The organism is Pseudomonas rhodesiae, from assembly GCF_007858255.1.
GTDB lineage: Bacteria > Pseudomonadota > Gammaproteobacteria > Pseudomonadales > Pseudomonadaceae > Aquipseudomonas > Aquipseudomonas rhodesiae.
Map to the genome: position 1 here is coordinate 60,799 of NZ_VFEU01000020.1, position 25,633 is coordinate 86,431.

At 61.7% G+C, this 25,633-nt stretch carries 18 protein-coding genes, 1 pseudogene and 1 riboswitch; of the genes and pseudogenes, 4 read left to right on the top strand and 15 right to left on the bottom strand.

From position 1 onward, the window contains the following. Nucleotides 1-114: 114 nt before the first annotated feature. Nucleotides 115-1,119, bottom strand: coding sequence for a low-specificity L-threonine aldolase (ltaE, locus tag FIV35_RS22340; RefSeq protein WP_034139048.1), 1,005 nt, complete (start codon nt 1,117-1,119; stop codon nt 115-117). A gap of 190 nt (nt 1,120-1,309) precedes the next feature. Further along, nucleotides 1,310-1,479, top strand: a riboswitch (FMN riboswitch). A 114-nt stretch (nt 1,480-1,593) separates the two neighbouring features. Here ltaE and FIV35_RS22345 point away from each other — a divergent pair. Then, nucleotides 1,594-2,103 carry a 6,7-dimethyl-8-ribityllumazine synthase gene (locus FIV35_RS22345; protein ID WP_003193604.1) on the top strand — a complete coding sequence of 170 codons (510 nt, stop codon included), beginning with the start codon at nt 1,594-1,596 and terminating at the stop codon, nt 2,101-2,103. 120 nt (nt 2,104-2,223) lie between these two features. Here the strand turns inward: FIV35_RS22345 and astE are convergent, their stop codons facing one another. From astE to FIV35_RS22380, 7 genes are all read right to left on the bottom strand, one after another. Continuing rightward, a complete protein-coding gene (gene astE / locus FIV35_RS22350; RefSeq protein WP_034139049.1) occupies nt 2,224-3,228 on the bottom strand; it encodes a succinylglutamate desuccinylase in 1,005 nt (334 codons plus the stop codon). A gap of 12 nt (nt 3,229-3,240) precedes the next feature. Then, on the bottom strand, nt 3,241-3,531 hold the full coding sequence (locus FIV35_RS22355) for a hypothetical protein (RefSeq protein WP_034139050.1): 291 nt from the start codon (nt 3,529-3,531) through the stop codon (nt 3,241-3,243). Nucleotides 3,532-3,554: 23 nt separating this feature from the next. Next, nucleotides 3,555-4,901: an N-succinylarginine dihydrolase gene (astB, locus tag FIV35_RS22360; RefSeq protein WP_034099933.1), complete on the bottom strand. Its 1,347-nt coding sequence runs from the start codon at nt 4,899-4,901 to the stop codon at nt 3,555-3,557. 156 nt (nt 4,902-5,057) lie between these two features. Then, nucleotides 5,058-6,527 carry a succinylglutamate-semialdehyde dehydrogenase gene (gene astD, locus FIV35_RS22365; protein WP_162276714.1) on the bottom strand — a complete coding sequence of 490 codons (1,470 nt, stop codon included), beginning with the start codon at nt 6,525-6,527 and terminating at the stop codon, nt 5,058-5,060. Next, nucleotides 6,524-7,549: an arginine N-succinyltransferase gene (gene astA, locus FIV35_RS22370; protein ID WP_034139052.1), complete on the bottom strand. Its 1,026-nt coding sequence runs from the start codon at nt 7,547-7,549 to the stop codon at nt 6,524-6,526. Before astA ends, astD begins: the two co-directional genes overlap by 4 nt. 48 nt (nt 7,550-7,597) lie before the next feature. Next, nucleotides 7,598-8,617: an arginine/ornithine succinyltransferase subunit alpha gene (gene aruF, locus FIV35_RS22375; RefSeq protein WP_034099938.1), complete on the bottom strand. Its 1,020-nt coding sequence runs from the start codon at nt 8,615-8,617 to the stop codon at nt 7,598-7,600. Nucleotides 8,618-8,822: 205 nt separating this feature from the next. Beyond that, nucleotides 8,823-10,043 carry an aspartate aminotransferase family protein gene (locus FIV35_RS22380; protein ID WP_034099940.1) on the bottom strand — a complete coding sequence of 407 codons (1,221 nt, stop codon included), beginning with the start codon at nt 10,041-10,043 and terminating at the stop codon, nt 8,823-8,825. Nucleotides 10,044-10,347: 304 nt separating this feature from the next. Between FIV35_RS22380 and FIV35_RS22385 the strand changes: the two genes are divergently transcribed. Then, the gene (locus FIV35_RS22385) at nt 10,348-16,278 is read left to right on the top strand and encodes a dermonecrotic toxin domain-containing protein (protein ID WP_034139053.1); all 5,931 of its coding nucleotides are present in this window, start codon (nt 10,348-10,350) and stop codon (nt 16,276-16,278) included. 8 nt (nt 16,279-16,286) lie between these two features. Here the strand turns inward: FIV35_RS22385 and argR are convergent, their stop codons facing one another. From argR to acs, 7 genes are all read right to left on the bottom strand, one after another. After that, the gene (gene argR / locus FIV35_RS22390) at nt 16,287-17,267 is read right to left on the bottom strand and encodes a transcriptional regulator ArgR (protein WP_034139054.1); all 981 of its coding nucleotides are present in this window, start codon (nt 17,265-17,267) and stop codon (nt 16,287-16,289) included. Nucleotides 17,268-17,471: 204 nt separating this feature from the next. Further along, nucleotides 17,472-18,236, bottom strand: coding sequence for an ABC transporter ATP-binding protein (locus FIV35_RS22395; RefSeq protein ID WP_010208310.1), 765 nt, complete (start codon nt 18,234-18,236; stop codon nt 17,472-17,474). Between the two features lie 27 nt (nt 18,237-18,263). Continuing rightward, entirely contained in the window at nt 18,264-19,376 is a 1,113-nt protein-coding gene (locus tag FIV35_RS22400) for a succinylglutamate desuccinylase/aspartoacylase family protein (RefSeq protein ID WP_034139055.1), read from the bottom strand. 1 nt (nt 19,377) lies between these two features. Next, nucleotides 19,378-20,076 carry an ABC transporter permease gene (locus FIV35_RS22405; protein WP_034099949.1) on the bottom strand — a complete coding sequence of 233 codons (699 nt, stop codon included), beginning with the start codon at nt 20,074-20,076 and terminating at the stop codon, nt 19,378-19,380. Continuing rightward, nucleotides 20,073-20,762 (bottom strand): ABC transporter permease, encoded by a 690-nt coding sequence (locus FIV35_RS22410; protein ID WP_003193627.1) that lies wholly within the window; start codon nt 20,760-20,762, stop codon nt 20,073-20,075. The genes FIV35_RS22405 and FIV35_RS22410 overlap by 4 nt, the downstream gene beginning before the upstream one ends. A gap of 91 nt (nt 20,763-20,853) precedes the next feature. Further along, nucleotides 20,854-21,639 (bottom strand): ABC transporter substrate-binding protein, encoded by a 786-nt coding sequence (locus tag FIV35_RS22415; protein WP_034099951.1) that lies wholly within the window; start codon nt 21,637-21,639, stop codon nt 20,854-20,856. A gap of 624 nt (nt 21,640-22,263) precedes the next feature. Next, nucleotides 22,264-24,219: an acetate--CoA ligase gene (acs, locus tag FIV35_RS22420; protein WP_034099953.1), complete on the bottom strand. Its 1,956-nt coding sequence runs from the start codon at nt 24,217-24,219 to the stop codon at nt 22,264-22,266. A 399-nt stretch (nt 24,220-24,618) separates the two neighbouring features. On the opposite strand from acs, the gene FIV35_RS22425 reads away from it, so the two are divergent. Next, nucleotides 24,619-24,888, top strand: coding sequence for a DUF2790 domain-containing protein (locus tag FIV35_RS22425; protein WP_034139056.1), 270 nt, complete (start codon nt 24,619-24,621; stop codon nt 24,886-24,888). Between the two features lie 510 nt (nt 24,889-25,398). Continuing rightward, nucleotides 25,399-25,633 (top strand): annotated as a pseudogene (locus FIV35_RS22430) (ribonucleotide-diphosphate reductase subunit beta); the annotation flags it as partial.

The window sequence follows — 25,633 nt, forward strand, 5'->3', positions numbered from 1 at the left end:
CAGTGCGCAACATCATCAGACGGAGCGACGGCAAAGGGCCGCATTATATCGGCCCTTTGCCGGTGGTACAGCGTGTTTATGCGATAGAGAGGTTCAATTAGACGGTCTGCACCTTCATTTACGCGAATATTCGACGAATGTTTCCAGCACCTGTGCCATCTGCGCCCGATTCACATCCAAATGGGTGACCATGCGCAGGCGAGGCGCCGCGCTCAACTTGATCCCGCGCTCGGCGGCAAACGCCTTCAATGCCTGGGCCTGATCGCCCACCTGCACATAGACCATGTTGGTCTGCACCGGCTCTACGCTGTAACCGGCCTTGCGCAGTTCATCCCCTAGCCACTGGGCATTGGCGTGGTCTTCGGCCAGGCGCTGCACCTGATGATCCAGGGCATACAGGCCTGCCGCCGCCAGTGAACCGGCCTGACGCATGCCGCCGCCCACCATCTTGCGCAAACGGCGCGCCTTGGCGATCAGTGCGGTAGACCCGCACAACACCGAGCCCACCGGTGCGCCGAGGCCCTTGGACAGGCACACCGACACCGAATCGAAATGCTGGGCGATCTCCCGCGCATCCACCCCCAGCTTGACCGCGGCATTGTAGAGACGCGCGCCATCCAGATGCAGGGCCAGGTCATGCTCACGGGTAAACGCTCGCGCCTTGGCCAGGTACTCCATGGGCAGCACTTTGCCCTGCATGGTGTTTTCCAGGGCCAGCAAGCGGGTGCGGGCGAAGTGAAAGTCGTCTGGTTTGATGGCCGCCAGCACTTGGTCCAGAGCCAGGGAGCCGTCCGCCTGCACCTCCAGCGGCTGTGGCTGGATCGAGCCCAGCACCGCCGCGCCGCCGCCTTCGTATTTGTAGGTGTGGGCCTGCTGCCCGACGATGTATTCCTCGCCGCGTTCGCAGTGGGCCATCAGCGCCAGCAGGTTACTCATGGTGCCGGTGGGCACGAACAACGCGGCGGCAAACCCCAGGCGTTGGGCCAGTTCGGCTTCCAGGCGATTGACGCTGGGGTCTTCGCCGTAGACGTCGTCGCCGCTGGCGGCGCTGGCCATGGCATCGCGCATGCCGGAGGTGGGTTGGGTCACGGTGTCGCTGCGAAGGTCTATCACGGTCATCTAACTGGCCTCGGGCAGGTGGGGCGTTTTGTTGTATTGACGATTACTGCGGGCAAAGCCGCGCAATATCAAGCCCCGTGTGCATTCAATCGAATACCAACCAAACAAACCGATATAGCTAATCGATACGACGTCCGTGCAGTTTCTGAAAAACCGTGTTAAAAACTCTGCGCCGCCAGGGTTCTGGCGGCAACGTTCTCAGGGCGGGGTGTAATTCCCCACCGGCGGTAATTACACGCAATGTGTATAGCCCGCGAGCGCTTGGCGCCTTGGACTGCTTACGCAGGCCGGCGGCAAGGTCAGCAGACCCGGTGTGATCCCGGGGCCGACGGTCATAGTCCGGATGAAGAGAGAACGGGATTGGCACCCAAGGGCCGCACGTTGACCGCATGCCCGCATGCCCACGCGTTGCATACCCTTGAAATCCCATTCGATTCATAACGCCCTGTTTTTTTCTTAAACAGGAGTCAGAACATGCAACCCACCGCTATCGACAGCAAAAGCAAAAACCATCACGGCGAGCGCGTCGCGTTTATCCAAGCTTGCTGGCACAAGGATATTGTCGACCAGAGCCGTAAGGGCTTTCTCGCCGAAATGATCGCCCAGGGCTACCAGGAATCGGACATCGACTTTTTCGAAGTCGGCGGTGCCTTTGAAATGCCCCTGCACGCCAAACTGCTGGCCAAGACCGGTCGCTACGCGGGCATCGTTGCCGCCGCGTTGGTGGTGGACGGCGGCATCTACCGCCACGAATTCGTTGCCCAATCGGTGGTCAGCGGCCTGATGCAGGTGCAGCTGGAAACCGAAGTGCCGGTGTTCTCGGTGTCCCTGACCCCGCATCACTTCCACGCCGGCAGTGAACACACCACATTCTTCTATGAGCACTTCGTGCACAAGGGTCAGGAAGCCGCGCGTACGTGCGCCGACACCCTGCACAAAGTGCGGGCGATCCGCCGCAGCGAGCCACGGGCGGTAGCAGTCTAAGCAATACTGCAAAACAAAATATGGGAGGGGGCTTGCCCCCGATGGCGGTGTCTCAGCTCCAGATGAGCTGACTGACACACTGCTATCGGGGGCAAGCCCCCTCTCACATTCGGTCCAGGCCTATGCCAGGCCCACGTCCGTGGTCGGCACAATCAATATCCCTGCCCGCAAACCGTTTTTCACCTTCGGGTTGGGGAAGATGATGCGCGCGCCCTCTTCCTCAATCACCCAACGGGTCTTGGCCACGTCTTCGGCCAGCAGATAACCCTTTTCCAACTCAGAAAAGTTTTCCACGTCTGCGGGCAAGTGCAGCAGGAACGCATCGCTGTGCTTGATGACTTCCCGCGACACGGCGAACAGTTTCAACCCATCCAGGCTGTCCGCCTCAGGCTCGCTGCCTTCGATGATCTGAGTCAGGCGCGCCTCCAGGCGTGAGACGTCCACCCCCTGGTTCTGTCCGAACGGCCGCGCCTTACCCAATTCCAGGGTGAAAGCCTCGGCGTCCAGTTGCTCGTAGGTGAAGGCCGTGAAGGTGATGGACGTTTTATTCTGCAGCAGCACCGCTTCCATCCCGGCCGCACGCAGCCGCTCCAGCTCGCGTCGCGAATGCTGGCGCCCGTCTTTCCACGGGTACAGCGCGAACTGCTCGATCTTCGAGCCACGGATGGCGGTGTGCAGGTCGTAATGCAGGCGCGAACGCTCGGGCTTGCTGAAAAAACTACGGGCCAGTTGTTCCAGCTCCGCGGCGCGCATGGCTTCGGGGCCGATGTTGTTTTCATGACGGCCGTTGAACAGCCGGTTGATGTCCAGTTCGAGGTAACGCTCGCCGCGGCGCATGGCCTCGGGGTTGCCGAACAGGAACAGAATACGGGTGCGGGGTTTGATCTCCCCACGGGCGATGCCATGCAACAGGCGGTCGAGCAATTCGATCGGCGCGGTTTCGTTGCCATGGATGCCGGACGACAGCAGCAGGTCGCTGCCATTGTCCGAGGCTTGCGGCGGACGCACTTCCAGCGCGCCCTCGCTGAGCCAGCGCATCTGCACGCCGTCGACAGTCAGTTGAATTTTTTGCGCCGGTTCGCGACCGGCGAGGGTCAGTTCAAGCAGTTTGCCGAGGGCGAGCATACGCAAGCTTCCTTAGTGGTTGCAGCCAGGACCGTGGACGTGATCGTCATCATCACCTTCCATGTCGGCCGGCTCCATTTCCAGCTGCAGGCTCATCAGGTTGGTAGCCAATGGGCGCATCAGCAGGTTGGCGTACTCGGCGTCGCCTCCTTCGACGTCCACACCGATCAGCAGTTGGCCGCGACCGTCGTGCTGGATCCAGATCTCCTTGCCCTGCCACACCACGGCAACGCGGGTGCAGGAAGTTTCCAGCTGGGTGCCGTCGGTGTCTTCAAGGATCAGTTTCAGGGTGTCGGTGCTCATAAAATGCTCTCAGCCGTGCGGCGTTAATTGATCTGGAAAGGATAAACCGCGCCCAGTTTAAGGATTTGCGTCAGTTCATCCAGTGCCGTCCGGCACTCAAGCAGCAATTGCGGATCAGCCAGGTCGGATTCGCGCAGGCTGTCGCGGTAGTGCTTGTGGACCCATTGGGTCAGCGTGTCGTACAACGGCGCGGTCATGATAACCCCTGGATTCACCGCCGCCAGTTCGGTTTCGTTCAACGCCACGCGCAGACGCAGGCACGCCGGGCCACCGCCATTCTGCATGCTTTGCTTGAGGTCGAAGACTTTCACTTCGCGGATCAACCCACCGGAGGCCGTCAGGCCCTGCAAGTAGTGCCAGACACGTTCGTTGGCGCGACACTCTTCCGGCACGATCAGCAGCATCGAGCCGTCGGCGCGGGTCAGCAACTGGCTGTTGAACAGGTAGGAACGCACCGCGTCCTCGACGCTGACCAGGGCGCGCGGTACACACACCGACTGGAAATTGCCGCCCAGCTTGCCCAGCTTGGCTTGCAGTTCGCCGAGCATCTGTTCGGTATTGAGGAACGCATCCTCGTGATAGAACAGCACCTCGCCGTTGCCCACCGCGATCACGTCGTTGTGAAACACCCCCGCGTCGATCACCGCCGGGTTCTGCTGGCCGTAGACCACGCCGTCGTCCTTCAGGCCGTGCAGGCGGGCGACAGCCTGGGACGCTTCGAGGGTCTGGCGCGCCGGGTACTTCTGCGGTGCCGGGTAGCGGGTGTCGAATGCACTGCGGCCGAACACGAAAAACTCCACGCCCGCCTCGCCGTATTCGCGGCAAAAACGCGTGTGGTTGGCCGCGCCTTCGTCGCCGAACTGCGCCACCGCCGGCAACGCGGCATGGTGGGCGAAGTGCTGCGGATCGGCAAACATGGCGCCCAGCACGCGGCTGGTGGTCGGGTGCTCGATGCTGCGGTGGTATTTGCAGTTGAGGTTGGCGGCGGTGAAATGCACACGGCCATCCGCGGTGTCGGCGCTGGGGCTGACGGTGGCGGCGTTGGCCACCCACATACTCGACGCCGAGCAACTGGCGACCAGCAACGGCATGGCTTGCTGGGCCGCCTGCTGGATCACCTGGGCATCGCTGCCGCTGAAACCGAGGTTACGCAATGCGGCCACGTCGGGACGTTCCTGGGGGGCCAGCACGCCCTGCACGAAACCCATATCCATCAGGGCCTTCATTTTTTGCAGGCCCTGCAACGCCGCTTCCTTCGGGTTCGAAGACTGCTGGCTGTTGCTCTGGGACGCGACGTTGCCGTAGGACAAACCGCCGTAGTTATGGGTCGGCCCCACTAGACCGTCAAAATTGACTTCATAGGATTTCATCGGCGAGGCTCCACGAACATCTGTTTTTATAGGCATCAAAAGTCTTCAACACACCGCAAATCCAGTGTGGCAGAAGGCTTGCCTGCGATAGCAGTTGGTCAGTTGATAAATCAGGTGCCTGACACACCGCCATCGGGAGCACGCCCCCTCCCACATTTAGATCAGCGTAATGCCGGGGGTTAGCGTGGCCGGAACCACCAGGCTTGGGGTCTCAAGCGATGCCACCGGGTAGGCGCAATAATCCGCCGCGTAATACGCACTGGCGCGATGATTGCCTGAGGCCCCTACCCCACCAAAAGGCGCGGTGCTGGCGGCGCCGGTCAGCTGTTTGTTCCAGTTGACGATCCCGGCACGGCTTTCCAGCCAGAACTGCTGGTAGCGCGCTTCGGAATCGGACAACAAGCCAGCGGCCAGGCCGAACTGAGTGTTGTTGGCCTCGGCTATCGCCGCTTCGAAATCGCTGTAGCGGATCACTTGCAGCAGCGGGCCAAACAGTTCTTCGTCTTCGCGCTCGGCCACGCCGGTCACGTCGATGATGCCCGGGGTCAGCAAGGCGGCCTGGTCCTGGGGCTGGGTCATTTCCAGCAGCGCCACGGCACCGTTGGCCAGCATCAACTCCTGGGCGTCCATCAAGGCTTTGGCAGCGGCGAGGGAAATCACCGAGCCCATGAACGGCGCCGGTTGCTGATCGAACGCGCCGACTTCAATGGTCGAACTGACTGCCACCAACCGCGCCAGCAACGCATCGCCCCAGGCGCCTTGCGGCACCAACAGGCGACGGGCGCAGGTGCAGCGCTGGCCGGCCGAAATAAACGCCGATTGGATGATGGTGTACACCGCTGCGTCCACGTCGGCCACTTCATCGACCACCAGCGGGTTGTTGCCGCCCATCTCCAGGGCCAGGATTTTGTCCGGGCGCCCGGAGAACTGCTGGTGCAGATGGTTGCCGGTACGGCTGGAGCCGGTGAAAAACAAGCCGTCGATGCCTGGATTGGCCGCCAAGGCGATTCCGGTTTCCCGCGCGCCTTGCAGCAGGTTCAACACGCCCGCCGGCAACCCGGCTTCGATCCAGCATTGCACGGTCAGCTCGGCGACTTTCGGCGTCAGCTCGCTGGGTTTGAACAGCACGGTGTTACCCGCCAGCAACGCCGGCACGATATGCCCGTTAGGCAAGTGACCGGGGAAGTTATACGGGCCGAATACCGCCACCACGCCGTGCGGCTTGTGGCGCAGCACAGCGGTGGCGTCGCCCAGCGGGCCGCTCTTCTCGCCGGTGCGTTCGCGGTAGCTTTGCACCGAGATGGCGATCTTGTTGGCCATGCTGGTGACTTCTGTCGCCGCTTCCCACAACGGCTTGCCGGTTTCCTCGCCGATGCAGCGGGCGATTTCATCGGCGCGACGCTTGAGGGTGGCAGCAAAGGCTTCCAGCACCGCGATGCGGTCTTCCAAGGTACGCCGGGCCCAAGCCGGGAACGCCTGGCGTGCGGCCTGCACGGCGGACTCGACTTGCTCGGCGGTGGCACCGTTGCCGGCCCACAGCACTTGCTGGGTCACCGGGTTGCGCGATTCGAACAGTTCACCCTGGCCAGCCAGCCAGCTACCTGCGATATACAGCGAATTCATTATTTCGACTCCCGAGCAGCGGACAACGGTACGGCACGCACTTGATCGCCGACCACCAATTGCAGGCGCTTGGCGGTCAACGGGTCGACCACCAGCGTGCCGGCGGCCAGGCGTGCGGGCGCGGCGGTGATGCGGCAATCTTCGCGTTTGCGGTTATGGATCAGGAACGGCGTGGCGTCGTCCCCCGGAGTGCCGATGGCCAACACCAGTGACTGGCTGTCACGCACCGCGCGAATCTTGGTGGTCTCGCACTCCACCGCCGGGCCGGCGTCGAAAATATCGACATAGCCCTGGTAACTGAACCCTTCGCTCTTGAGCATGCTCAGCGCCGGCTCGGTGTCCGGATGGACTTTGCCGATCACGTTGCGCGCGTCTTCGGACAAAAAGCAGCTATACAGCGGAAACTTCGGCATCAACTCGGCGATAAATGCCTTGTTGCCCACGCCGGTGAGGTAGTCGGCCTGGCTGAATTCCATCTTGAAGAAATGTCGACCCAGGCTTTCCCAGAACGGTGAGCGCCCGGCCTCGTTGGACACGCCGCGCATCTCGGCAATGATCTTGTTGCCGAACAGTTGCGGGAACTCCGCGATAAACAGCAGGCGCGCCTTGGCCAGCATGCGGCCGTTAAGACCGTTGCGGTAATCGGCGTGCAGGAACAGCGAGCACAACTCGGAGTTGCCGGTGAGGTCGTTGGCCAGGAACAACGTCGGAATCTCGCGATAGATATTCAACTCCTGGGACGCGCTGACGGTCAGGCCCACCCGGAAGTTGTACCAGGGCTCGCGCAAGCCCACGGCACCGGCAATCGCGGAAATACCCACCACGCGGCCTTCGTCGTTTTCCAGCACGAACAGGTAGTCGGCGTCGCCGCGACCGGCCTCGCCGCGAAAGGTTTTTTCCGCCCAGCCCACCCGGTGGGTCAGGCGCTCTTCGTTGGCCGGCAAGGTGGTCAGGCCGGTGCCGGTGCTGCGCGCCAGATCAATCAGGGCCGGTAAATCGCTGCTGCGTACGGGACGAACGATCATGCTATCTCCTCAAACGGGCCGCCGTGGGCCACCCGCGAAACTCTGCTTTTAAACCGCGACCAGACGCACACTGGCGCCCTCACCCACACCCAGGGCTTCGGCCGCGGCCAGGTCCAGGGTCACCGGTTTGCCGGGCGCGTAGTCCAGCTCCAGCATCACCGCGCGGTAATCCTGCAACTGTGCGTTGCTCACCAGGTACTGGCGGCCCGCCCCCTTGACCATCTCACCGATCTTCACCGGCACCACGCGGCTCTGGGCAATCGAGCGGATGCCCGAGACCCGCGCGTGCAGCGTCGGGCCGCCGTCGAAGATGTCGATGTAATGGTCGGTCTCGAAGCCTTCGCGCATCAGGATGTCGAAGGTGATCTGCGCACGCGGGTGTACCTGGCCCATGGCTTCCTGGGCTTCGTCCGGCAATAGCGGCACGTAGATCGGGTAATGGGGCATCAGCTCGGCGAGGAAGGTGCGGCTTTTGAGCCCGCACAGGCGCTCGGCGGCGGCGTAATTGAGGTCGAAGAAGTTGCGCCCGATGGCGTCCCAGAACGGCGAGTCACCGTTCTCGTCGCTGTAGCCGACGATCTCGGTCACCACCGAATCGGCAAAGCGCTCCGGGTGGCTGGCGACAAACAACAGGCGCCCGCGGGAATTGAGTTCCGACCACGGCGAGCCGACCAGCTCCGGCACCACGTAGAAACTGGTGAGCAGGCTATTACCGGTCAGGTCGTGGCACTGGGAAAGCACATGGATCTTGTTGTGGATCTTCAGCTCGCGGGAGGCGTGCACGAAGGTCTCGTTGCGAAAACTATAGAACGGCTCGGAATAGCCAGCCGAGGCGACGATGGCCGAACACCCGACGAGCTTGCCGGTCTCGGTGTCTTCAAGCACGAAGAAATAGCTTTCTTCACCGTTGAAACTCACCTCGGCCGCGAAGGAGGCTTCGCTCGCGGCGATCTTGTCGCTCAGGCGTTCCACATCGTCCGGCAAGGAGGTGACACCAATCGGGCTGTCCGCAGCCAGACGCTGTACCTCGCCCAGGTCAGCCATTTGCGCGGGGCGCATCACCAGCATGGTGTCACTCCTTAACTCTAGAACTCACAGAAAAAAAATACCGAACAGGTCAGGAACACCACATATCTTCAAGTGGGCATATTCCAGTGTGGGAGGGGGCTTGCCCCCGATAGCAGTCTGTCAGTTGATACATCTGTGACTGATACACCGCCATCGGGGGCAAGCCCCCTCCCACACTTGATCCGGTCCGACAGACAGATGTGTATCAGGCTTGGGTCAGCGTTTTAACCGCACGCTCGAAACGATCCAGGCCTTCGTTGATGTCTGCTTCGTCCACCACCAGGCTCGGGGCGAAACGCACCACGTCGGGGCCGGCTTGCAGGATCATCAGGTTTTCTTTTTCGGCTGCGTTGAACACGTCCTTGGCCTTGCCCTTGAATGCATCGCTCAATACGCAACCGATCAGCAGGCCCATGCCGCGTACTTCGGTGAAAATGCCGTACTGCTTGCCGATCTGCTCCAGGCGCGCCTTGAACAGTGCGTGCTTGGCCGTCACGCCCGCCAGCACTTCAGGGGTGTTGATCACGTCGATCACCGCTTCGGCCACTGCACATGCCAGCGGGTTGCCGCCGTAAGTGGTGCCGTGGGTGCCGACCACCAGGTGCTTGGCCAGCGCTTCAGTGGTAAGCATCGCCGCGATCGGGAAACCGCCGCCCAGGCTCTTGGCGCTGGTGAGGATGTCCGGGGTCACGCCGTAATGTTGGTAGGCGAACAGATGGCCGCTACGGCCCATGCCGGTCTGCACTTCGTCGAACACCAGCAGCGCATCGTGTGCATCGCACAGCTCGCGGGCGCCTTGCAGGTAGGCCAGCTCGGCCGGCAGCACACCGCCTTCGCCCTGGATCGGTTCCAGCACCACGGCGCAGGTCTTGTCCGAAACGGCGGCTTTCAGCGCGGCCAGGTCGTTATAAGGAACGTGGGTGATGCCGGTGATTTTAGGCCCGAAACCATCGGAGTACTTGGATTGGCCACCGACGTTGACGGTGAACAGGGTACGGCCATGGAAGCTGTTGAGTGCCGCGATGATCTCGTACTTCTCGCTGCCGAAGCGGTCGAACGCCACGCGGCGCGCCAGCTTGAACGCGGCTTCGTTGGCCTCGGCGCCGGAGTTGCAGAAGAACACGCGCTCGGCAAAGGTGGCGTCGATCAGCTTATGGGCCAGGCGCAGGGCCGGCTCGTTGGTGAATACGTTGGAGACATGCCACAGCTTGTTGGCCTGCTCGGTCAACGCGCCGACCAGTGCCGGGTGGGCATGGCCCAATACGTTGACCGCGATGCCGCCGGCAAAGTCGATCAGCTCGCGACCGGCCTGGTCCCAGACGCGGGAACCTTTGCCACGCACAGGGATGAACGCGGCAGGTGCGTAGTTGGGAACCATGACCTGGTCGAAATCGGCACGTTGCACCGGGGCTTGCTCAACGGACATCGGAGTCTCCTGAAGAGGAACGCCTGCCTGGAACTGGCGGGCGATGCAGGGATTGTAAGGACAGTTTTCAGCGCGACCTTGCCGCCAAGCGACAACTTCTTATAGCGCCAACCCCGGTTTTACGCGGGTTTACGGCAATGCGACATATAGCGTCGCAATGGCGCAGTTTAAACCGTGCGCCCGCTCCGTGGGCAGGTTCGATCACGGCCCATCGGCAAATTTCGCGCAGCCCTAACCGGCTACCACAGGCTGCACGACGCGAACTGGTTTGCTGAGGGCTTCTTGACCTTGCCCTGGAGCCCTTGTGACTGAACTCCCCGCCTCCTCCGTTCCCCACTACGACATCTTGAAAAACGCCCTGCCCCCATGGCTGGCCGACATCACACCCGACAGACGCAGCGGCCTGGCCCAGCCCGAATCGATCGTCGCCAACTGGTACAAAAATGCCAGCGCGGCGCAGCATCGGACGCTCAAGCGCCTCAATGACCAGGCCTGGATTGCCCAGAACTCGGTGGACACTGCCATGGCGCAGCTCAAAAGCCCCCAGGCCTTTGGCGCCGAGCGCCTGCAAGCGGCGCTCAAGGCGCAATACGGCGTGAGCATCGACGTGAGCCGCACCTGGCTGCAGCTTTATATCCCGCTGAAAATCGCCGGGTTCACCGTCAAACCCGGCGCCGCGCGCACCTGGTCGGTGTCACTGATCGAGGCGGCGCTGCACAACTTTGAAGCCAGCGAAACCGCAGTCGACGCCTATGACAGCGCCTCCACCTTCAGCACCCGCCCCACGGCCGCCGGGCACTTTGAAGCGCTGCCTGGGGTGGCCGCGCAGATCACAGTCGCGCAATTCACGGCGCTGTGTCGCCAGCTCGACATCGGCGCGGCGTATCAGCGCTACCTGCGCGACTACCTTGACCTGGATAACGCCGTGGCCCAGGCCCGCCTGCGGCAACGTCTTCAACACAGCCACATGAGCGCCCTGAAACGCGAGCTGTACATGGCCCTGCTCAAGCAAGACCTGCCGCAGAGTGGCTATGACAGCGTTATCGGCCTGCTCAATGGCCAAGCCCACAGCGCTAACGGTTGCCAGCCTCTGTTGCGGTATGAGCTGAGTATCCTGTCCACCCGACTGGCCGGCATCGTGCTGTTCGCCGACGATCTGGCGACCAACCGCAGCGTGGTGCCGGTGATCGCCTGGATCCCGGATGACCCGCAGCACCCGATCAAGCACTACCCCAGCGGCCAGGCGTTTATGCGCGCGCTGTGCGAGCAATTGCGCGATCCGGATTACCAGCGCTTTTTCAGCCGCTTTGTCGCTCACGAGGACCTCGGTACGTTCTTTGCCGACCTCAACCAACGCCTTACCCAGGTCACCTGGCATGCGCACATCCCTGGCGAATCGACCGCCAGCTGGCGCGAAACCGCAGTGGCCCGGCCGAACCTGCAGTTTCGTCCGATGCCCATCGCCGGCGATCTGTTTGAGCACCTGTATCAGGTCAAGCTCAATAAACTGCTCAACGATGCGCGCACCCAGGCGGTGTCCACGGCCAGTGTCGATCAGCAAGCGCGCTGGGAACGCTGGGCGGTGCTGCAAAAGATCGGCAGTACGTTGCTGCAAATCCTCGCGTTTATTGCCACGCCGTTCGTGCCGCCGCTGGGAGCGTTGGTACTGGGCTACAGCGCCTATCAACTACTCGACGACGCGTTTGAGGGGATTGTCGACTGGGCCGAAGGCCAAAGGCGCGAGGCGCTTGGCCACGCGTTGTCGTTTTCCGAGCAACTGGTGCAACTGGGGATGTTCGGCGTCGGCCTGCCCATTGCAGCCGACCTGCTGCGCGCATCCCTGCCGGCCAATGTGTTGGGCTTTATCGACGCGCTCAGTCCGGTCACCAGGCCCAGCGGCGATACCCGGTTGTGGAAGCCCGACCTGACACCCTATCGCCATGACCTGAGCATTCCCAAGGACCTGCGCCCGGATGCACAAGGCATCCTTTGGCACCACGGCAAGCCCGTGCTGCGCCTTGGCGATGGGTACTACCAGTTGCGCACCGACGCGACATCCGGGCGCCATACCCTTGAGCATCCCACGCGCGCCGATGCCTATCGCCCCAGCGTCATGACCAATGGCCACGGCGCCTGGCTCACCGAGCTGGAACGCCCACTGAGCTGGGACACGCCCACCCTGCTGCGGCGCCTGGGTCATCAGGTCGACAACCTCAGCGATACGCGCCTGCAACAGGCCCAGGACATCAGCGCCACCCACGACAACCTGCTGCGCCACATGCACATCAACCAGCAGCCCCCGCCGCCGCTGCTGGCCGACAGCCTCAAGCGCTTCACCCTCGACCAGCGCCTGCAAGACTTCGTCACCCAGATGAACAGCGACGACCCGGCGGTCTATCGACAGGCCGATCCGCGTATCCAACTGCAGTTGGTGGTCACCTACGAACCGTGGCCGCAAACCCGAACCCTGCGATTCCTCGATCCTCAGGGCAACACCCTGTGGGAGTTTGCTCGCAACGGTGAGGCCAGCGTGGTGCAGGTGCATCAGGCCCAACTGGAGAACGGCGACCTGCTGCGGGTGCTGATCGAAAGCCTGGATGAATCAGAGCGCAAAAGCCTGCTGGAGGAGCCATTCGGCACGCCGCCGTCTTCGGCGCAAACCCGTGCGAACGCGTGGCGCAAACGTCTCGCGCGGCTGGCCTGGGATAAGCGCTTTGCGCTGTTCGACGCCCACTATCGCGGCCTGGAAACCGCGCGCAATGCCCGCGTGCAGCGCATCATCGACGCCGCACCGAACCCCGGCCTGCCCACCAGCGTCGCCGAAGAAATCCTCGCCGGTGCCGACGGCGACGAGCTGCGCGCCCTGGACCGGGCCACCGTGCCCGACCGTTTGAGAGAACTGGCCGACTGGGCGCAACTGCAAGTCAGGACCACCCGCGCCTACGAAGGCCTGTACCTGGAAGCCAGCGACAGCCCAGACACCCCCAGGCTGGCCCTGCACTCCCTGGAAAACCTGCCGGGATGGCAGGCCAGTACGCGCCTGGAAGTTCGCCGCTACCAGGTCAACGGCACGCTGCTTGACGCCATCGGTCCCGAGGATGCCGAAGTGCGCCGCGTCCTGGTGCACACCGTGGAAGGCGACTACGTTCCCTATGATCAGCAGAACGCGCTCTTTGGCAGCAGCGACTTTTACACCGCCCTCCTCCAGGCCCTGCCGGACGCCCGCCGCGATGCGCTGAACATCCATATCGGCCAAGGCGAACGGCTCAAGCAGGCGATTGCCGCCCACGCACTCGGGCGCGAACCCTTGCGCCGACTGTTGCACGCAGATCCGCTGATCAAGCCACCCTACAACCCAGCCTTTATGCGCCTGCGTGGCGGCATGGATGGCTATCGGCCCGCCGATGCGCCGCAACCCGGCTCCAGCCAGGAGTTGACCCTCGAACAACGCGCCCACGACTTACTGCCGACGCTGTCCGCCGAACAGGTACGCGATCTGGTACAGACCCTGGAGAGCCGACCTGGCGGCGCATTGGCCACCCTGGTGACGCTGAAAAATGAATACATGAGGCTGGATGTCGGCCTGTCGCTGTGGGTGTCCAGCACCCCACGTTTTCGCGCGGTCAGCGAAGCTCCAATGAGTGAAGCCGAGTATGACTATGCGCGGCGCAACCGTGAGCTGTGGGCCACGGAAATCCGGCGCGCATGGCGCCAGGAAACCGAGGTGGATCAGTACTACGAAGCCATGTCGCGCAACGGCCATGTACTCAAACTGACCGCGCCGATCATCGGTGAACTGCCGCGCCTGTCGGCGCGCATGGAACACATCTCGCGCCTGGAGGTGGTCGGCGACGGCCAGCCGTTACAGATCAATACGTTCCTGCAACTGTTTCCCCGGCTGCGCAACCTGACCCTTCGCCACCTAGCGCTTGAGGGGCTTCCGGAAACCATCGCCGCGATGCCCAACCTCAACGAGCTGATCCTCAGCGACTGCCAATTGCGTCTGAACCAGGAAGCCCATGGCCGCCTCAGCGCTCTGAGCCGCCTGGTCACGCTGGACCTGTACAACAACCCGCTGGGCCGCACCCCCACGGTCGAGCACATGCCGAACCTGAAGTACCTTGACCTCAACTACACCGGCATCACCGAGCTGCCTGCGGGCTTGTTGACTCGCCAGGACCTGACCCTGGCGCTGCTGTCACACAACCGTATCCAGACACTGCCCGCCGAGCTGTTCGACGCGCCCGCGCGCATCAGCGACAAGCTCGACCTGTCCGAAAACCCGCTGTCGCGCGCGTCGCTGGAGCTGGTCAAGGCGCATTTCCAACGCACCGCCAGGCACTGGGGCATCAGCGCCGATCCGGCGGATGTGGCCCTGGCCCAACAGCTGTACCCCACTTTCAGCAGCGACGAAATCAATCGCTTCATTTTTGCCCTGCCTGGCAATCTGGAGGCCGGCAGGATCACCCTGACCCGTCTCGAACTTGAGTACCTGGGCATCCGTGGCGACATGCAGGACTGGGCCGACGCGCCCCTGCTGTCCACGGCCGAGCGCACCTACCGCAACCTGTTTCTGCAGGATGTGGAGGCGGCCTGGCGCCGCGAAATCCCCCTTGATGCGCAGCATCAGGGCCTTACCACCGGCTATGAACTGACCCTGCGCAAACCGGTCAGCGGCACACTGCCAAGCCTGCATACCACCTTCGACCACGTCACAGCGCTCAGCCTGCACGGTGCCGGTGCCGAGCTGCGCCTGGGAACGTTCCTGCAAGCTTTCCCCGCGTTGAAACGGCTGACCGTGCGGCAATACTCCCTGGACGCGCTGCCCTTGAGCATCACCAACCTGCGCCAGCTCACCCAATTGAGCCTGAATCGCACGCGGCTGCGCCTGACCCCATTGGCCGCCAATGCACTGTCGGGGATGGTCAACCTGGAACAGCTGGATTTGAGCGACAACCCCCTCGAACATATTCCCGATACTCGCCGTCTGACGCGGCTCACCCGACTGTCACTGAGCAATACCGGCCTGACCGAGATTCCCGCCGACCTGCTGTCGCTGCCGCCCCGCACCTATCTGGACCTGAGCCACAACGCCCTGGAGAACCTGCCGGATCAAGCCTTTAACCTGCCCGTCAACGTAGCGGCCAGGGTCGATCTGTCCGCCAACCCGCTGTCGCGCCCAGCGTTGCGCCGCATCAAAGCCTACTACCAGGCCACCGGAGAGTTCTGGCTGGCGACTCCGCCCGCCGAGGACCTGCAACGGATCAGGGCGCTATATCCGGCCGTCTCGGACACCGAACAAGCACGCATCTATTTCGATCTGCCTGGCGACATCGATGGCGCCGCTCACCAGATCACGCGCCTGGGCCAAGAGTACGAACAGCTGCGCAGCCAGTTGCAGGAATGGGCACTCAATGTGCCCACCCGCGATCCGCTGCTCGATACGGTACTGGACGTGGGTGCCCGCGCCGAAGAACAACTGCGACGCATGCACTTCAAAGCGCTGCTGGAAAGCTGCTGGCGCCGGGAAGTCGAGCCGGATGAAGCGGGCAACGTCCCGCCGTATCACACCTACAAACTGGTGTTTCACGGCCAGTTGCTCGGGCCGCTGCCGACGCTGCGCGCCCACTTCGGCCACGTCACCTTGCTTGAATTGATCGGCGAAGGCACCAGCCAAAGCGTCGACGGCCTGTTGCGGTGCTTCCCCAATCTCAAGCATCTGGTGATCGAACGCTATGTTCTGGGCGACATCCCCGCGCCGGTGTTCGCCTTGCATTCGCTGCGTAACCTGACGCTGACGGAAAACATGATCCGCCTGACCCCACAGAGCGCGGGCCAACTGGCCAGCCTGGAAAATCTCATCTATCTGGACCTGAGCGACAACACCCTGGGCATCACACCGGATGTGCGCAACCTGCAGCGCCTGACCACCCTTTACCTGCACAACTGTGGCCTGACCGAAGTGCCAATCGGTGTGTTCAACCTTGGGCGACTGCGCATTCTGGATGCCAGCGACAACCTGATCGAGCACCTGCCCAGCGATCTGCTGGAAATGCCTCTGCCGATTAACGACGACTCCGATCTGAGTGGCAACCCATTGTCGGACGAGAGCATCGAGTTGCTGCGCCAGTATTATCAGCAGACCGGCTACGAACTCGGCGTGGAAGCGGCGATGTTCGACGAGCATGGCGTGCCGCTGCTACCGCCGGGAACACCGGAGCCGATGGAGACGTGAGGTTGTTTTCAGCCGCGTTCGGCCGGCACCGAGGACAGCTCGAACGGGCTGCTGCTGCGGCGCTGGTTGCGGTCTTCGCGCGGGGTGGCGCCGAAGAAGTTGCGGTAGGCGCTGGAGAAGTGTGGCCCCGAGGAGAAGCCGCAGGACAGGCCGATCTGGATGATCGATTTGCTGGTTTGCATCAGCATCTGGCGCGCTTTGTTCAGGCGCAGTTCCAGGTAGTACTGGCTGGGAACGCGATTGAGGTATTGCTTGAAGATGCGCTCCAGTTGTCGTCGTGACACGCAGACATGCTGGGCGATTTCATCGGTGGTCAGCGGCTCTTCGATGTTGGCTTCCATCAGCAGCACTGCCTGGGTCAGCTTCGGATGGCTGGAGCCCAGGCGGTTTTGCAGCGGAATGCGCTGACGCTCGCCGCCTTCGCGGATACGCTCGACCACCAGCTCTTCCGACACCGCACCGGCCAGTTCGGCGCCGTGATCACGGGCCAACACCGCCAACAGCAGGTCGAGCACCGACATGCCGCCGCAGGCAGTCAGGCGGTCGCGATCCCAGTCGAACAAATGGCTGGTGGCGATGACCTTGGGGAATCGCTCGGCGAAATCGTCCTGCCAGCGCCAATGCACGGCGGCGCGGTAGCCGTCGAGCAGGCCGAGCTGGGCCAATGGATAAACCCCGGCCGACAACCCACCGATCACGCAACCGGTGCGCACCAGTTGCTTGAGAGCGACGTTCAGTTGGGATGCGATAACGGTGGGCGGCTCGTCGGCCAGCAGGAACAGTTTTTGGAAGCCTTCCAACTTGCCGGCCCACGGCTCGCCCGGCAATTGCCAGGCACCGTCGGTTGCCGGCTCCGCCAGCAGAAACGACAGCTCGTAGACCACCTCCGGATGCACCCGCTGGGCCACGCGCAAGGCCTCCTCAGCCAGCGCAAGCGTGAGTGCTTTAGTGCTGGGCCAAATCAGGAAACCAATTCGATGGGCAGTCATGGAGGGCTATCCGAAGCAAAACAGTGAAAGAAGCCGTGGGCCAATGCTAGCCCGTAAATGAACACAAATCTCAAAAACGATGAACATCCAATGTGGGAGGGGGCTTGCCCCCGATTGCGGTGTATCAGAATCAGATGTGCTGACTGACACTCAGCTATCGGGGGCAAGCCCCCACCCACATAAAGCAGCGCTCACAAGGAGTGGCTACTTCAAGCTGCCGGAAAGGAACTGCTGCAAGCGCTCGGACTGCGGGTTCACCAGCACTTCACGGGGGTTGCCGCGCTCTTCGACGATGCCTTTGTGCAAAAACACCAACTGGTTGGACACTTCACGGGCAAAGCCCATTTCGTGGGTCACCACCACCATGGTGCGGCCTTCCTGAGCCAGGTCCTGCATCACCTTGAGCACTTCGCCGACCAATTCCGGGTCGAGCGCTGAGGTGGGTTCGTCGAACAGCATCACCTCCGGCTCCATCGCCAAGGCACGGGCAATCGCCACGCGCTGCTGCTCGCCGCCGGACATGTGGCCGGGGAACGCATCCTTGCGATGGCCCACGCCGACCTTGGCCAGGTAGTGCTCGGCCTTTTCACGGGCCTCTTTCTTCGACACGCCCAGCACATGCACCGGGGCTTCCATCACGTTCTCAATCGCGGTCATGTGCGACCACAGGTTGAAATGCTGGAACACCATGGACAGGCGCGAACGCATGCGTTGCAGCTGTTTGGGGTCGGCCGCCTTCATGGCGCCGTCCTTGTTGGCCACCAGTTTCAGCTCTTCGTTATTGAGCAGAATCTTGCCGGCGTGGGGTTGCTCCAGCAGGTTGATGCAGCGCAAAAAGGTACTTTTGCCCGAACCGCTGGAACCGATGATGCTGATCACATCACCGGCGGCAGCGGCCAGGGATACGCCTTTGAGCACTTCATGACTGCCATAGCGTTTATGCAGGTCTTGGACTTCAAGCTTGTACATGCGGTCGGTTCTCACAAAAACAGGTGGTCAGTCGTTGAGCAAGCGCCCGTGTCGTAGCGCTTCGCGCCCCGCCACCTTGGCCAGCCAGAAACCCGCTTGGGCATAACGTAGCCGTTCAACGGCAAACAACACCCCCGAGGTGCCCGCGCAGATAATGCTCACGCGGTCGGTCAGGGGATCAATCACTTCAAAAATCGGCTCGCCTTTGTCGACCCAGTCCCCGGCTTTGCGCAGGTAACTGATCACCCCGGCATGGGGCGCGAACAGCAATTCGGTGCCTTCGAACGGCACGCCTTCGCACGGCTCGTGCTGCGGCGCCGGCCATTGGCCCTTGATCAGGCCTTGCTCGGCGAGGAACGCGAGGATGCCCTCGGCGTGGAAGATCGCCTCAGCGCGACCGGTATCGGCCTGCCCGCCCAGCTCCAGGGTGGTCGCCAGGCACGCCAGCGGGATCTGCGCCTCGGGGAACGCCCGCGACAAGCGCAGCCACGGCAGTGAGCAAGCCTCATCGAACGAACTGCCGCCGGAATCTTCTGCGAGCAGGCCGACTTTGACATTCAGGTGCGCCGACAGTGAGCGCCACTGCGGCCAGTGCTGAGGCAGCGCGTACATGTGCAGCGCGGCTTCGGCGTCGCAGTGCAGGTCGAGCACGATATCGGCGGTGCACGCATGCTTGAGCAGCACGTGCTGCATGCCTTGCAACTGGCTGCTGGGTTCGGGCAGTGCGTCCAGCGCCTGATCCATTGCCTGGCGGATCAAGCGCACGTTGGCGTGAGGATCATCGCCCAATTTGCCGTGCAGCAGCGCGGCGACCGGCTCGCTCAACTCGACAAAATCGCGGTTGAAATTTTTGCCGCTGCCCACTTCGAAGCGCCCCTGATGGCTGCCTTGCAGCAACTGGCCCAGGCCCATCGGGTTGGCCACCGGCACCAGCTCGATCATGCCGTTGAGGGCGCCTTGCTGCTCCAGTTCGGTCAGGCGTTTTTTCAGCTCCCAGGCGGCGCGCATGCCCGGCAGTTCATCGGCGTGCAGGCTGGCCTGGATATAAGCCTTGCGCTCGCCGCTGCCGAAACGGAACACGCTCAACTGGCGCTCGCAGCCCAGGTGGCCCCAGGGCAACAGGTGATCGATACGTTGCATATCAGTGCTTCCGTGGAGCCAGGTAGCTCAGCCAGCGGCGCTCGGCCAACTTGAACAGGCGCACCAGGATAAAGGTGAGGCACAGGTAGAACGCGCCAGCGGTGATATAGGCTTCGAACGGCAGGTAATACTGCGCGTTCACGGTGCGCGCGGCGCCGGTTATGTCGATCAAGGTGACGATGGAGGCCAGGCTGGTGGTCTGCAGCATCATGATCACTTCGTTGCTGTACTGCGGCAGCGCGCGACGCAGGGCCGACGGCAGCAGGATGCGGCGGTACAGCTTGTAGCGCGACATGCCCATGGCCTTGGCCGCTTCGATCTCACCGTTAGGTGTGGCCTTGAGGCTGCCGGCAATAATTTCGGCGGTGTAGGCGCTGGTATTGATGGCAAACGCCAGGCACGCGCAGAACGTGGCGCTGGACAGCAGCGGCCACATAAAGCTTTCGCGCACCACTTCGAATTGGGCCAGACCGTAGTAGATCAAAAACAGCTGCACCAGCATCGGCGTGCCACGGATCACGTAGGTATAGAGCCAGGCCACGCCATTGACCAACGGCTGCTTGGACACCCGCATCAAACCCAGGGGCACCGCCACGAGCAAGCCGAAGAACAGCGAGATGGCCAGCAGTTTCAGGGTGGTTGCCAGGCCGCCGAGGTACAGCGGCATGGCCTCCCAGATGACGTTGTAGTCGAAGATCATAGATCAGCCGCCCTTACGCCTACCGAGTAGCGCTTTTCAAGGTAACGCAAGGCCAGCAACGACACGCTGGTGATCACCAGGTACATCGCCGCCACTGCGAGGAAGAAGGTAAAAGGTTCGCGGGTGGCGTCGGCCGCCTGCTTGGCCTTGAACATCATGTCTTGCAGGCCCACCACCGAGATCAGCGCGGTGGCCTTGGTCAGTACCAGCCAGTTATTGGTGAAACCGGGGATTGCCAGGCGGATCATCTGCGGCACCATCACCCGGAAAAACACCTGGAAGCTGCTCATGCCATACGCAAGGCCGGCTTCGGCCTGGCCTTTGGGAATGGCCATGAAGGCGCCGCGGAAGGTTTCCGACAGGTAGGCGCCGAAGATGAAACCCAGGGTGCCGATGCCGGCGGCCAAGGGGTTCAAGTCAATATAGTCGTCGAAGCCAAGCAGCGGCGCGACGCGATTGAGCAGGTCCTGACCGCCATAGAAAATCAGCAGGATCAACACCAGGTCGGGGATCCCGCGGATCACCGTGGAGTACAGGTCACCCAGCCAAGCCAGCCAGCGCACCGGCGATAGGCGCAGGGCGACCCCGATCAGACCCAGAACGATGGCCAAGGCCATGGACGACAAGGCGAGCTGAAGCGTCAACCATGCGCCATCGAGGATAACGGCCCCGTAGCCTTTCAACATGATTCAGGTCCTCGAAAAGGGGGATGAAAAAATGGCGCAAACCGCAGGAATTCTGTTGCTTGCGCCATTCTGGACAGACAGCTGCGACGATTTACTTGGCGTCGGCGCCGTAGATATCGAAGTCGAAGTACTTGTCTTGGATTTGCTTGTATTTGCCGTTGGCACGGATCGCCGCGATAGCCGCGTTGATGCGGTCCAGGTTTTCCTTGTCGCCTTTGCGCACCGCGATGCCTACGCCGTCGCCGAAGTATTTGACGTCGGTGAATGCAGGGCCTACGAAGGCGAAACCTTTGCCGGCGTCGGTCTTCAGGAAGCCGTCCTGCAGCAGGGTCGCATCAGCCACGGTGCCGTCGAGGCGACCGGCGGCCACGTCCAGGTAGATTTCGTTCTGGGTGCCGTAAGGAACCACGGTGGCGCCTTTAGGGGCCAGCACTTCCTTGGCGAAGCGATCGTGGATCGAACCGCGCTGCACACCGATCTTCTTGCCTTTCAACTCTTCCAGGCTGTCGCTGACGGTCGTGCCTTCCTTCAACACCAGGCGTGCTGGGGTGAGGTAGTAGCGGGTGGTGAAGTCCACAGACTTCTTACGGTCTTCGGTAATGGACATGGACGACAGGATCGCGTCGATCTTGCGCACTTTGAGTGCGGGGATCAGACCGTCGAATTCCTGCTCAACCCAGGTGCACTTGACCTTCATCTCTTCGCACAGCGCGTTGCCGATGTCGTAGTCGAAACCGACGATGCTGCCATCCGGCGCTTTCGACGCAAACGGAGGGTAAGCTGCTTCGATACCAATTTTCAGTGGCTTGCCTTCAGCGAAAGCCTGCATGGACAGCACGGACAGCGCCAGGGCGCCCAACAGCACGAGTTTCTTCATCTTGGGACTCCATCGGTATAGGGCAGAAACAGCAGTATGAGCCATGGCCCATGATGCGATTGAGTAAAACCGAATAGCGTTGCAGCGTCCTACGCCGGTGACTACCTGCGACGACGAGCGAGTGATCGGCATTCTAACGACAGGCCGGAAGCCGATATTTCCTCAATGCGACAACAATTTACAGAAGCACCGAGAAAGCGGTTCCAGCTCATTGACAGCCTCTGAAATTTATGCAGAGACAAAAGATATTAAACCTGTTGATGCTGCAAATTGCGGGCCTATTATTCGCAAACCCTTCTAGCACGGCAAGTCTAGCGTTTAATCTTATTTACAGGGGTGTCTAAAACGCGGTTTTTCGGGGCATTCGCGTAGCCGTTCGCCTCAGGTGTGGGCAGCGGGTTACACATTTGCACCACTCGGTAACATTCAGAAACCTCCTACACAATAAATCGATATTTATTGGCCTGGTGGTTATGTCGGACCGTCAGCCCCTCCGCCATACCCGCCTGGAACTGCACTCCAGGGGGCAAGCCCCCTCCCACATTGGTTCTCAGTGGTTTTGAGAGATCATAAAAAAGCCCCACTCGGCTTACGCCGAATGGGGCTGTTCCCACCTATCCCGCCTTACGCGACGTTCATGGTCTTGTGCGTCTCAATCAAATGCGCCACCACACCTGGGTCCGCCAGGGTAGAGATATCCCCCAACCCGTCGTACTCGCCCGTGGCGATCTTGCGCAGGATGCGGCGCATGATTTTGCCCGAGCGGGTTTTCGGCAGGCCCGGTGCCCACTGGATCACATCCGGCGAAGCAATCGGCCCGATCTCTTTGCGCACCCAGTTTTTCAACTCCAAGCGCAGGGCTTCGGTCGGTTCTTCGCCGCCATTCAAGGTGACGTAGACATAAATGCCCTGCCCCTTGATGTCGTGCGGCACACCCACCACCGCCGCTTCGGCGACTTTAGGGTGGGCGACCATCGCGCTTTCGATCTCGGCGGTGCCCATACGGTGGCCGGAGACGTTCAACACGTCGTCCACGCGCCCGGTGATCCAGTAGTAGCCATCCTCGTCACGGCGCGCGCCGTCACCGGTGAAGTACATGCCACGGAAGGTTTTGAAATAGGTATCCACAAAACGGTCGTGGTCGCCGTACAAGGTACGGGCCTGGCCCGGCCACGAATCGAGGATTACCAGGTTGCCTTCGGCGGGGCCTTCGATCAGGTTGCCGAGGTTGTCCACCAACGCCGGCACGACGCCAAAGAACGGCCGCGCCGCCGAACCCGGCTTGAGCGCATGGGCGCCCGGCAGCGGGCTCATCATGTTGCCGCCGGTTTCGGTCTGCCACCAGGTGTCGACGATCGGGCAACGGGATTGACCGACGTTCTTGTAGTACCAGTCCCAGGCTTCCGGGTTGATCGGCTCGCCCACCGAACCGAGCAGACGCAGGCTGCTGCCGTCGGCGCCTTCGCAGGCGGCAGTGCCCGAGGCCATCATCGCGCGGATCGCGGTCGGGGCGGTGTAGAGGATATTGACCTTGTGCTTGTCGACAATCTTCGCCACTCGGGTGATGTCCGGGTAGTTCGGCACGCCTTCGAACAGCAGCGTGGTCGCGCCATTGGCCAGTGGGCCGTAGACGATGTAGGTGTGACCGGTGACCCAGCCGACATCGGCGGTGCACCAGTAGATTTCGCCCGGGCGGTAGTCAAAGACGCGCTCATGGGTCAGGGCCGCATACAGCAGGTAACCGCCGGTGGTGTGCTGCACGCCCTTGGGCTTGCCGGTGGAGCCGGAGGTATAGAGGATAAAGAGAGCTTCTTCGGCCCCCATCTCTTTCGGTGCGCAGACCGCGCCCGCCACTTTCATCAGGTCTTCGTACCAGATGTCGCGATGCTGGTTCCACTTGATCGCGCCGTTGGTGCGCTTGCACACGATGACTTTCTGGATGCTGCTGGTTTCCGGATTGGTCAGGGCGTCGTCGACGTTGGCCTTGAGCGGAATTTTCTTACCGGCGCGGATGCCTTCGTCGGCGGTGATCACCACCTTCGACTTACAGTCGATGATGCGACCGGCCAGGGCCTCCGGCGAAAAACCACCGAACACCACCGAGTGGATCGCACCGATGCGCGCGCAGGCCAGCATGGCGACCACGGCTTCGGGAATCATCGGCATATAGATGGTCACCACGTCGCCGCGGTGTACGTCCTGGCCACGCAGGGCGTTGGCGAATTTGCAGACTTCTTCGTGCAGCTCGCGGTAGGTGATGGTACGGCTCTCGGCAGGGTCATCGCCCTCCCAGATGATGGCTGCCTGATCGCCGCGCTCGGCGAGATGACGGTCCAGGCAGTTGTAGGAAACGTTCAAGGTGCCATCGGCGAACCACTTGATGTCGACGTGGTGATCGTCGAACGACGTCTGCTTCACCGTGGTGAAAGGCTTGATCCAGTCAAGACGCTTGGCTTGCTCGCGCCAGAAACCGTCGGGGTTGACCACCGACTGCTGGTACATGGCCTTGTAGGTCGCCTCGTCGGTCAGCGTGTTGGCTGCTACTTCGGGGCGAACGGGGTACAGGGAAGCCGCACTCATCTTTCTTACCTCGGTGACAATAGTTGTTTTTGTATGGCCCCTGTTTTAGCCGGGGTGAGCCTATAGAACCATTCGACGATGGTAGTAACAAGACCCTACAAATTGCCCTGCTATCCCCTTACACCGCTCTGGCCCGCAGCCTACGGGGCTTTACCGCCCAATGAAAAATCCTTCACCCGGGGATTGTTACAAAAACCGCCAAAAGTGTTTATCAAAAGCACGGGTATATGAATATAACCGGCACGCCTAAAATCAACTCCGCCAACAAGGCACTGTGATTAACAACGCAACAGCCCCCACGAAGGCAACGTTAATCCGAACTTCCCAACTTTTAAGTTACACACGCGGCCTCACAAGGGCCCCGTGACCCCTTTCGCCCTGAAGAAGGTAAATACAGTAATGAAAGCGTTAGTAGTGATGGCCCTCAGCAGCGTGTGTGCCACTGCCGCCCTGGCCGACGAAGCCCCGACCGAACTGGCCGGCAAGAACGCACCGATTGTCGAGGACTACACCTACAGCACTCATTTGGACATCGCCAAAGTACTGTCCATGAGCAACGTGCCGGATGTCTGCGAAGTTGTACCGGTAAAAATGGAATATGAAGATTCCCAAGGTCAGCGTCATATTCTTAATTACCATGTAATGGGCAATGGCTGCTCTAACGGCTAATAACGTATTTATTCAGATATAAACTCGGATCTTGGCCGCCGCAGAAAATCGTTTCTGCGGCCAAGAACCTGCCTTACAAAGCCCTACGTTGTGCCCTCACCCTCGCCTACCCAAAACATCCCACCGCCCGTCAAAAAATTCCTACCCCAGCAAAGCCTTGCAAACACGCGCTTTGACCGAAAACCATGGCCTTACAGCGGTCAATCGTGACCATCCGCCGCAACACAAAGCCGATTTTTTCCCTATAATGCGCGGGTAAATCGGGCCTGCAATATCCCTTTACACAGGGACGAAGAGCCAGACCTGAGGCCATCGCCGGAGCCAGCACCGACCGCTCCGCCCCTCAAGCCTCACGCAGCGCACCCGTTACGCAATTTCCGTTTAATGCCTGCGCGAGCTGTTGCAAGAAACGATTCCTTAAGATCCACCGCGGCCCTCGGGCCGTGTGAACACCCAACCATCCGGTTTCACACGGGCACCTTGGAGCCCTCACGCAGGAGACGACACGTCATGCTGAGCTGGGACGAATTCGACAAAGAAGATCAAGGCGAAGTAGCCACCAAAGGCGCCAACGCCGGCCATGCCACCGAAGCCAACATGGACCGCCTCGACGGTGCCGGCGCCGCCGCCGCCATTGAAGCCCGCGCCGTCACCGCCAGTGACTCCGCCGCCATCGTGCGCGCCAAGGCCGCCCTGGACAAACTCGACATCGCCGAAGGCCTCGCCGAACTCGAAGGCGCCTCCG

Coding starts and splice junctions, on each gene's coding strand:
- ltaE (WP_034139048.1), bottom strand. CDS start 1,119: ATGACCGTGATAGACCTTCGCAGCGACACCGTGACCCAACCCACCTCC.
- FIV35_RS22345 (WP_003193604.1), top strand. CDS start 1,594: ATGCAACCCACCGCTATCGACAGCAAAAGCAAAAACCATCACGGCGAG.
- astE (WP_034139049.1), bottom strand. CDS start 3,228: ATGCTCGCCCTCGGCAAACTGCTTGAACTGACCCTCGCCGGTCGCGAA.
- FIV35_RS22355 (WP_034139050.1), bottom strand. CDS start 3,531: ATGAGCACCGACACCCTGAAACTGATCCTTGAAGACACCGACGGCACC.
- astB (WP_034099933.1), bottom strand. CDS start 4,901: ATGAAATCCTATGAAGTCAATTTTGACGGTCTAGTGGGGCCGACCCAT.
- astA (WP_034139052.1), bottom strand. CDS start 7,549: ATGATCGTTCGTCCCGTACGCAGCAGCGATTTACCGGCCCTGATTGAT.
- aruF (WP_034099938.1), bottom strand. CDS start 8,617: ATGCTGGTGATGCGCCCCGCGCAAATGGCTGACCTGGGCGAGGTACAG.
- FIV35_RS22380 (WP_034099940.1), bottom strand. CDS start 10,043: ATGTCCGTTGAGCAAGCCCCGGTGCAACGTGCCGATTTCGACCAGGTC.
- argR (WP_034139054.1), bottom strand. CDS start 17,267: ATGACTGCCCATCGAATTGGTTTCCTGATTTGGCCCAGCACTAAAGCA.
- FIV35_RS22395 (WP_010208310.1), bottom strand. CDS start 18,236: ATGTACAAGCTTGAAGTCCAAGACCTGCATAAACGCTATGGCAGTCAT.
- FIV35_RS22400 (WP_034139055.1), bottom strand. CDS start 19,376: ATGCAACGTATCGATCACCTGTTGCCCTGGGGCCACCTGGGCTGCGAG.
- FIV35_RS22405 (WP_034099949.1), bottom strand. CDS start 20,076: ATGATCTTCGACTACAACGTCATCTGGGAGGCCATGCCGCTGTACCTC.
- FIV35_RS22410 (WP_003193627.1), bottom strand. CDS start 20,762: ATGTTGAAAGGCTACGGGGCCGTTATCCTCGATGGCGCATGGTTGACG.
- FIV35_RS22415 (WP_034099951.1), bottom strand. CDS start 21,639: ATGAAGAAACTCGTGCTGTTGGGCGCCCTGGCGCTGTCCGTGCTGTCC.
- acs (WP_034099953.1), bottom strand. CDS start 24,219: ATGAGTGCGGCTTCCCTGTACCCCGTTCGCCCCGAAGTAGCAGCCAAC.
- FIV35_RS22425 (WP_034139056.1), top strand. CDS start 24,619: ATGAAAGCGTTAGTAGTGATGGCCCTCAGCAGCGTGTGTGCCACTGCC.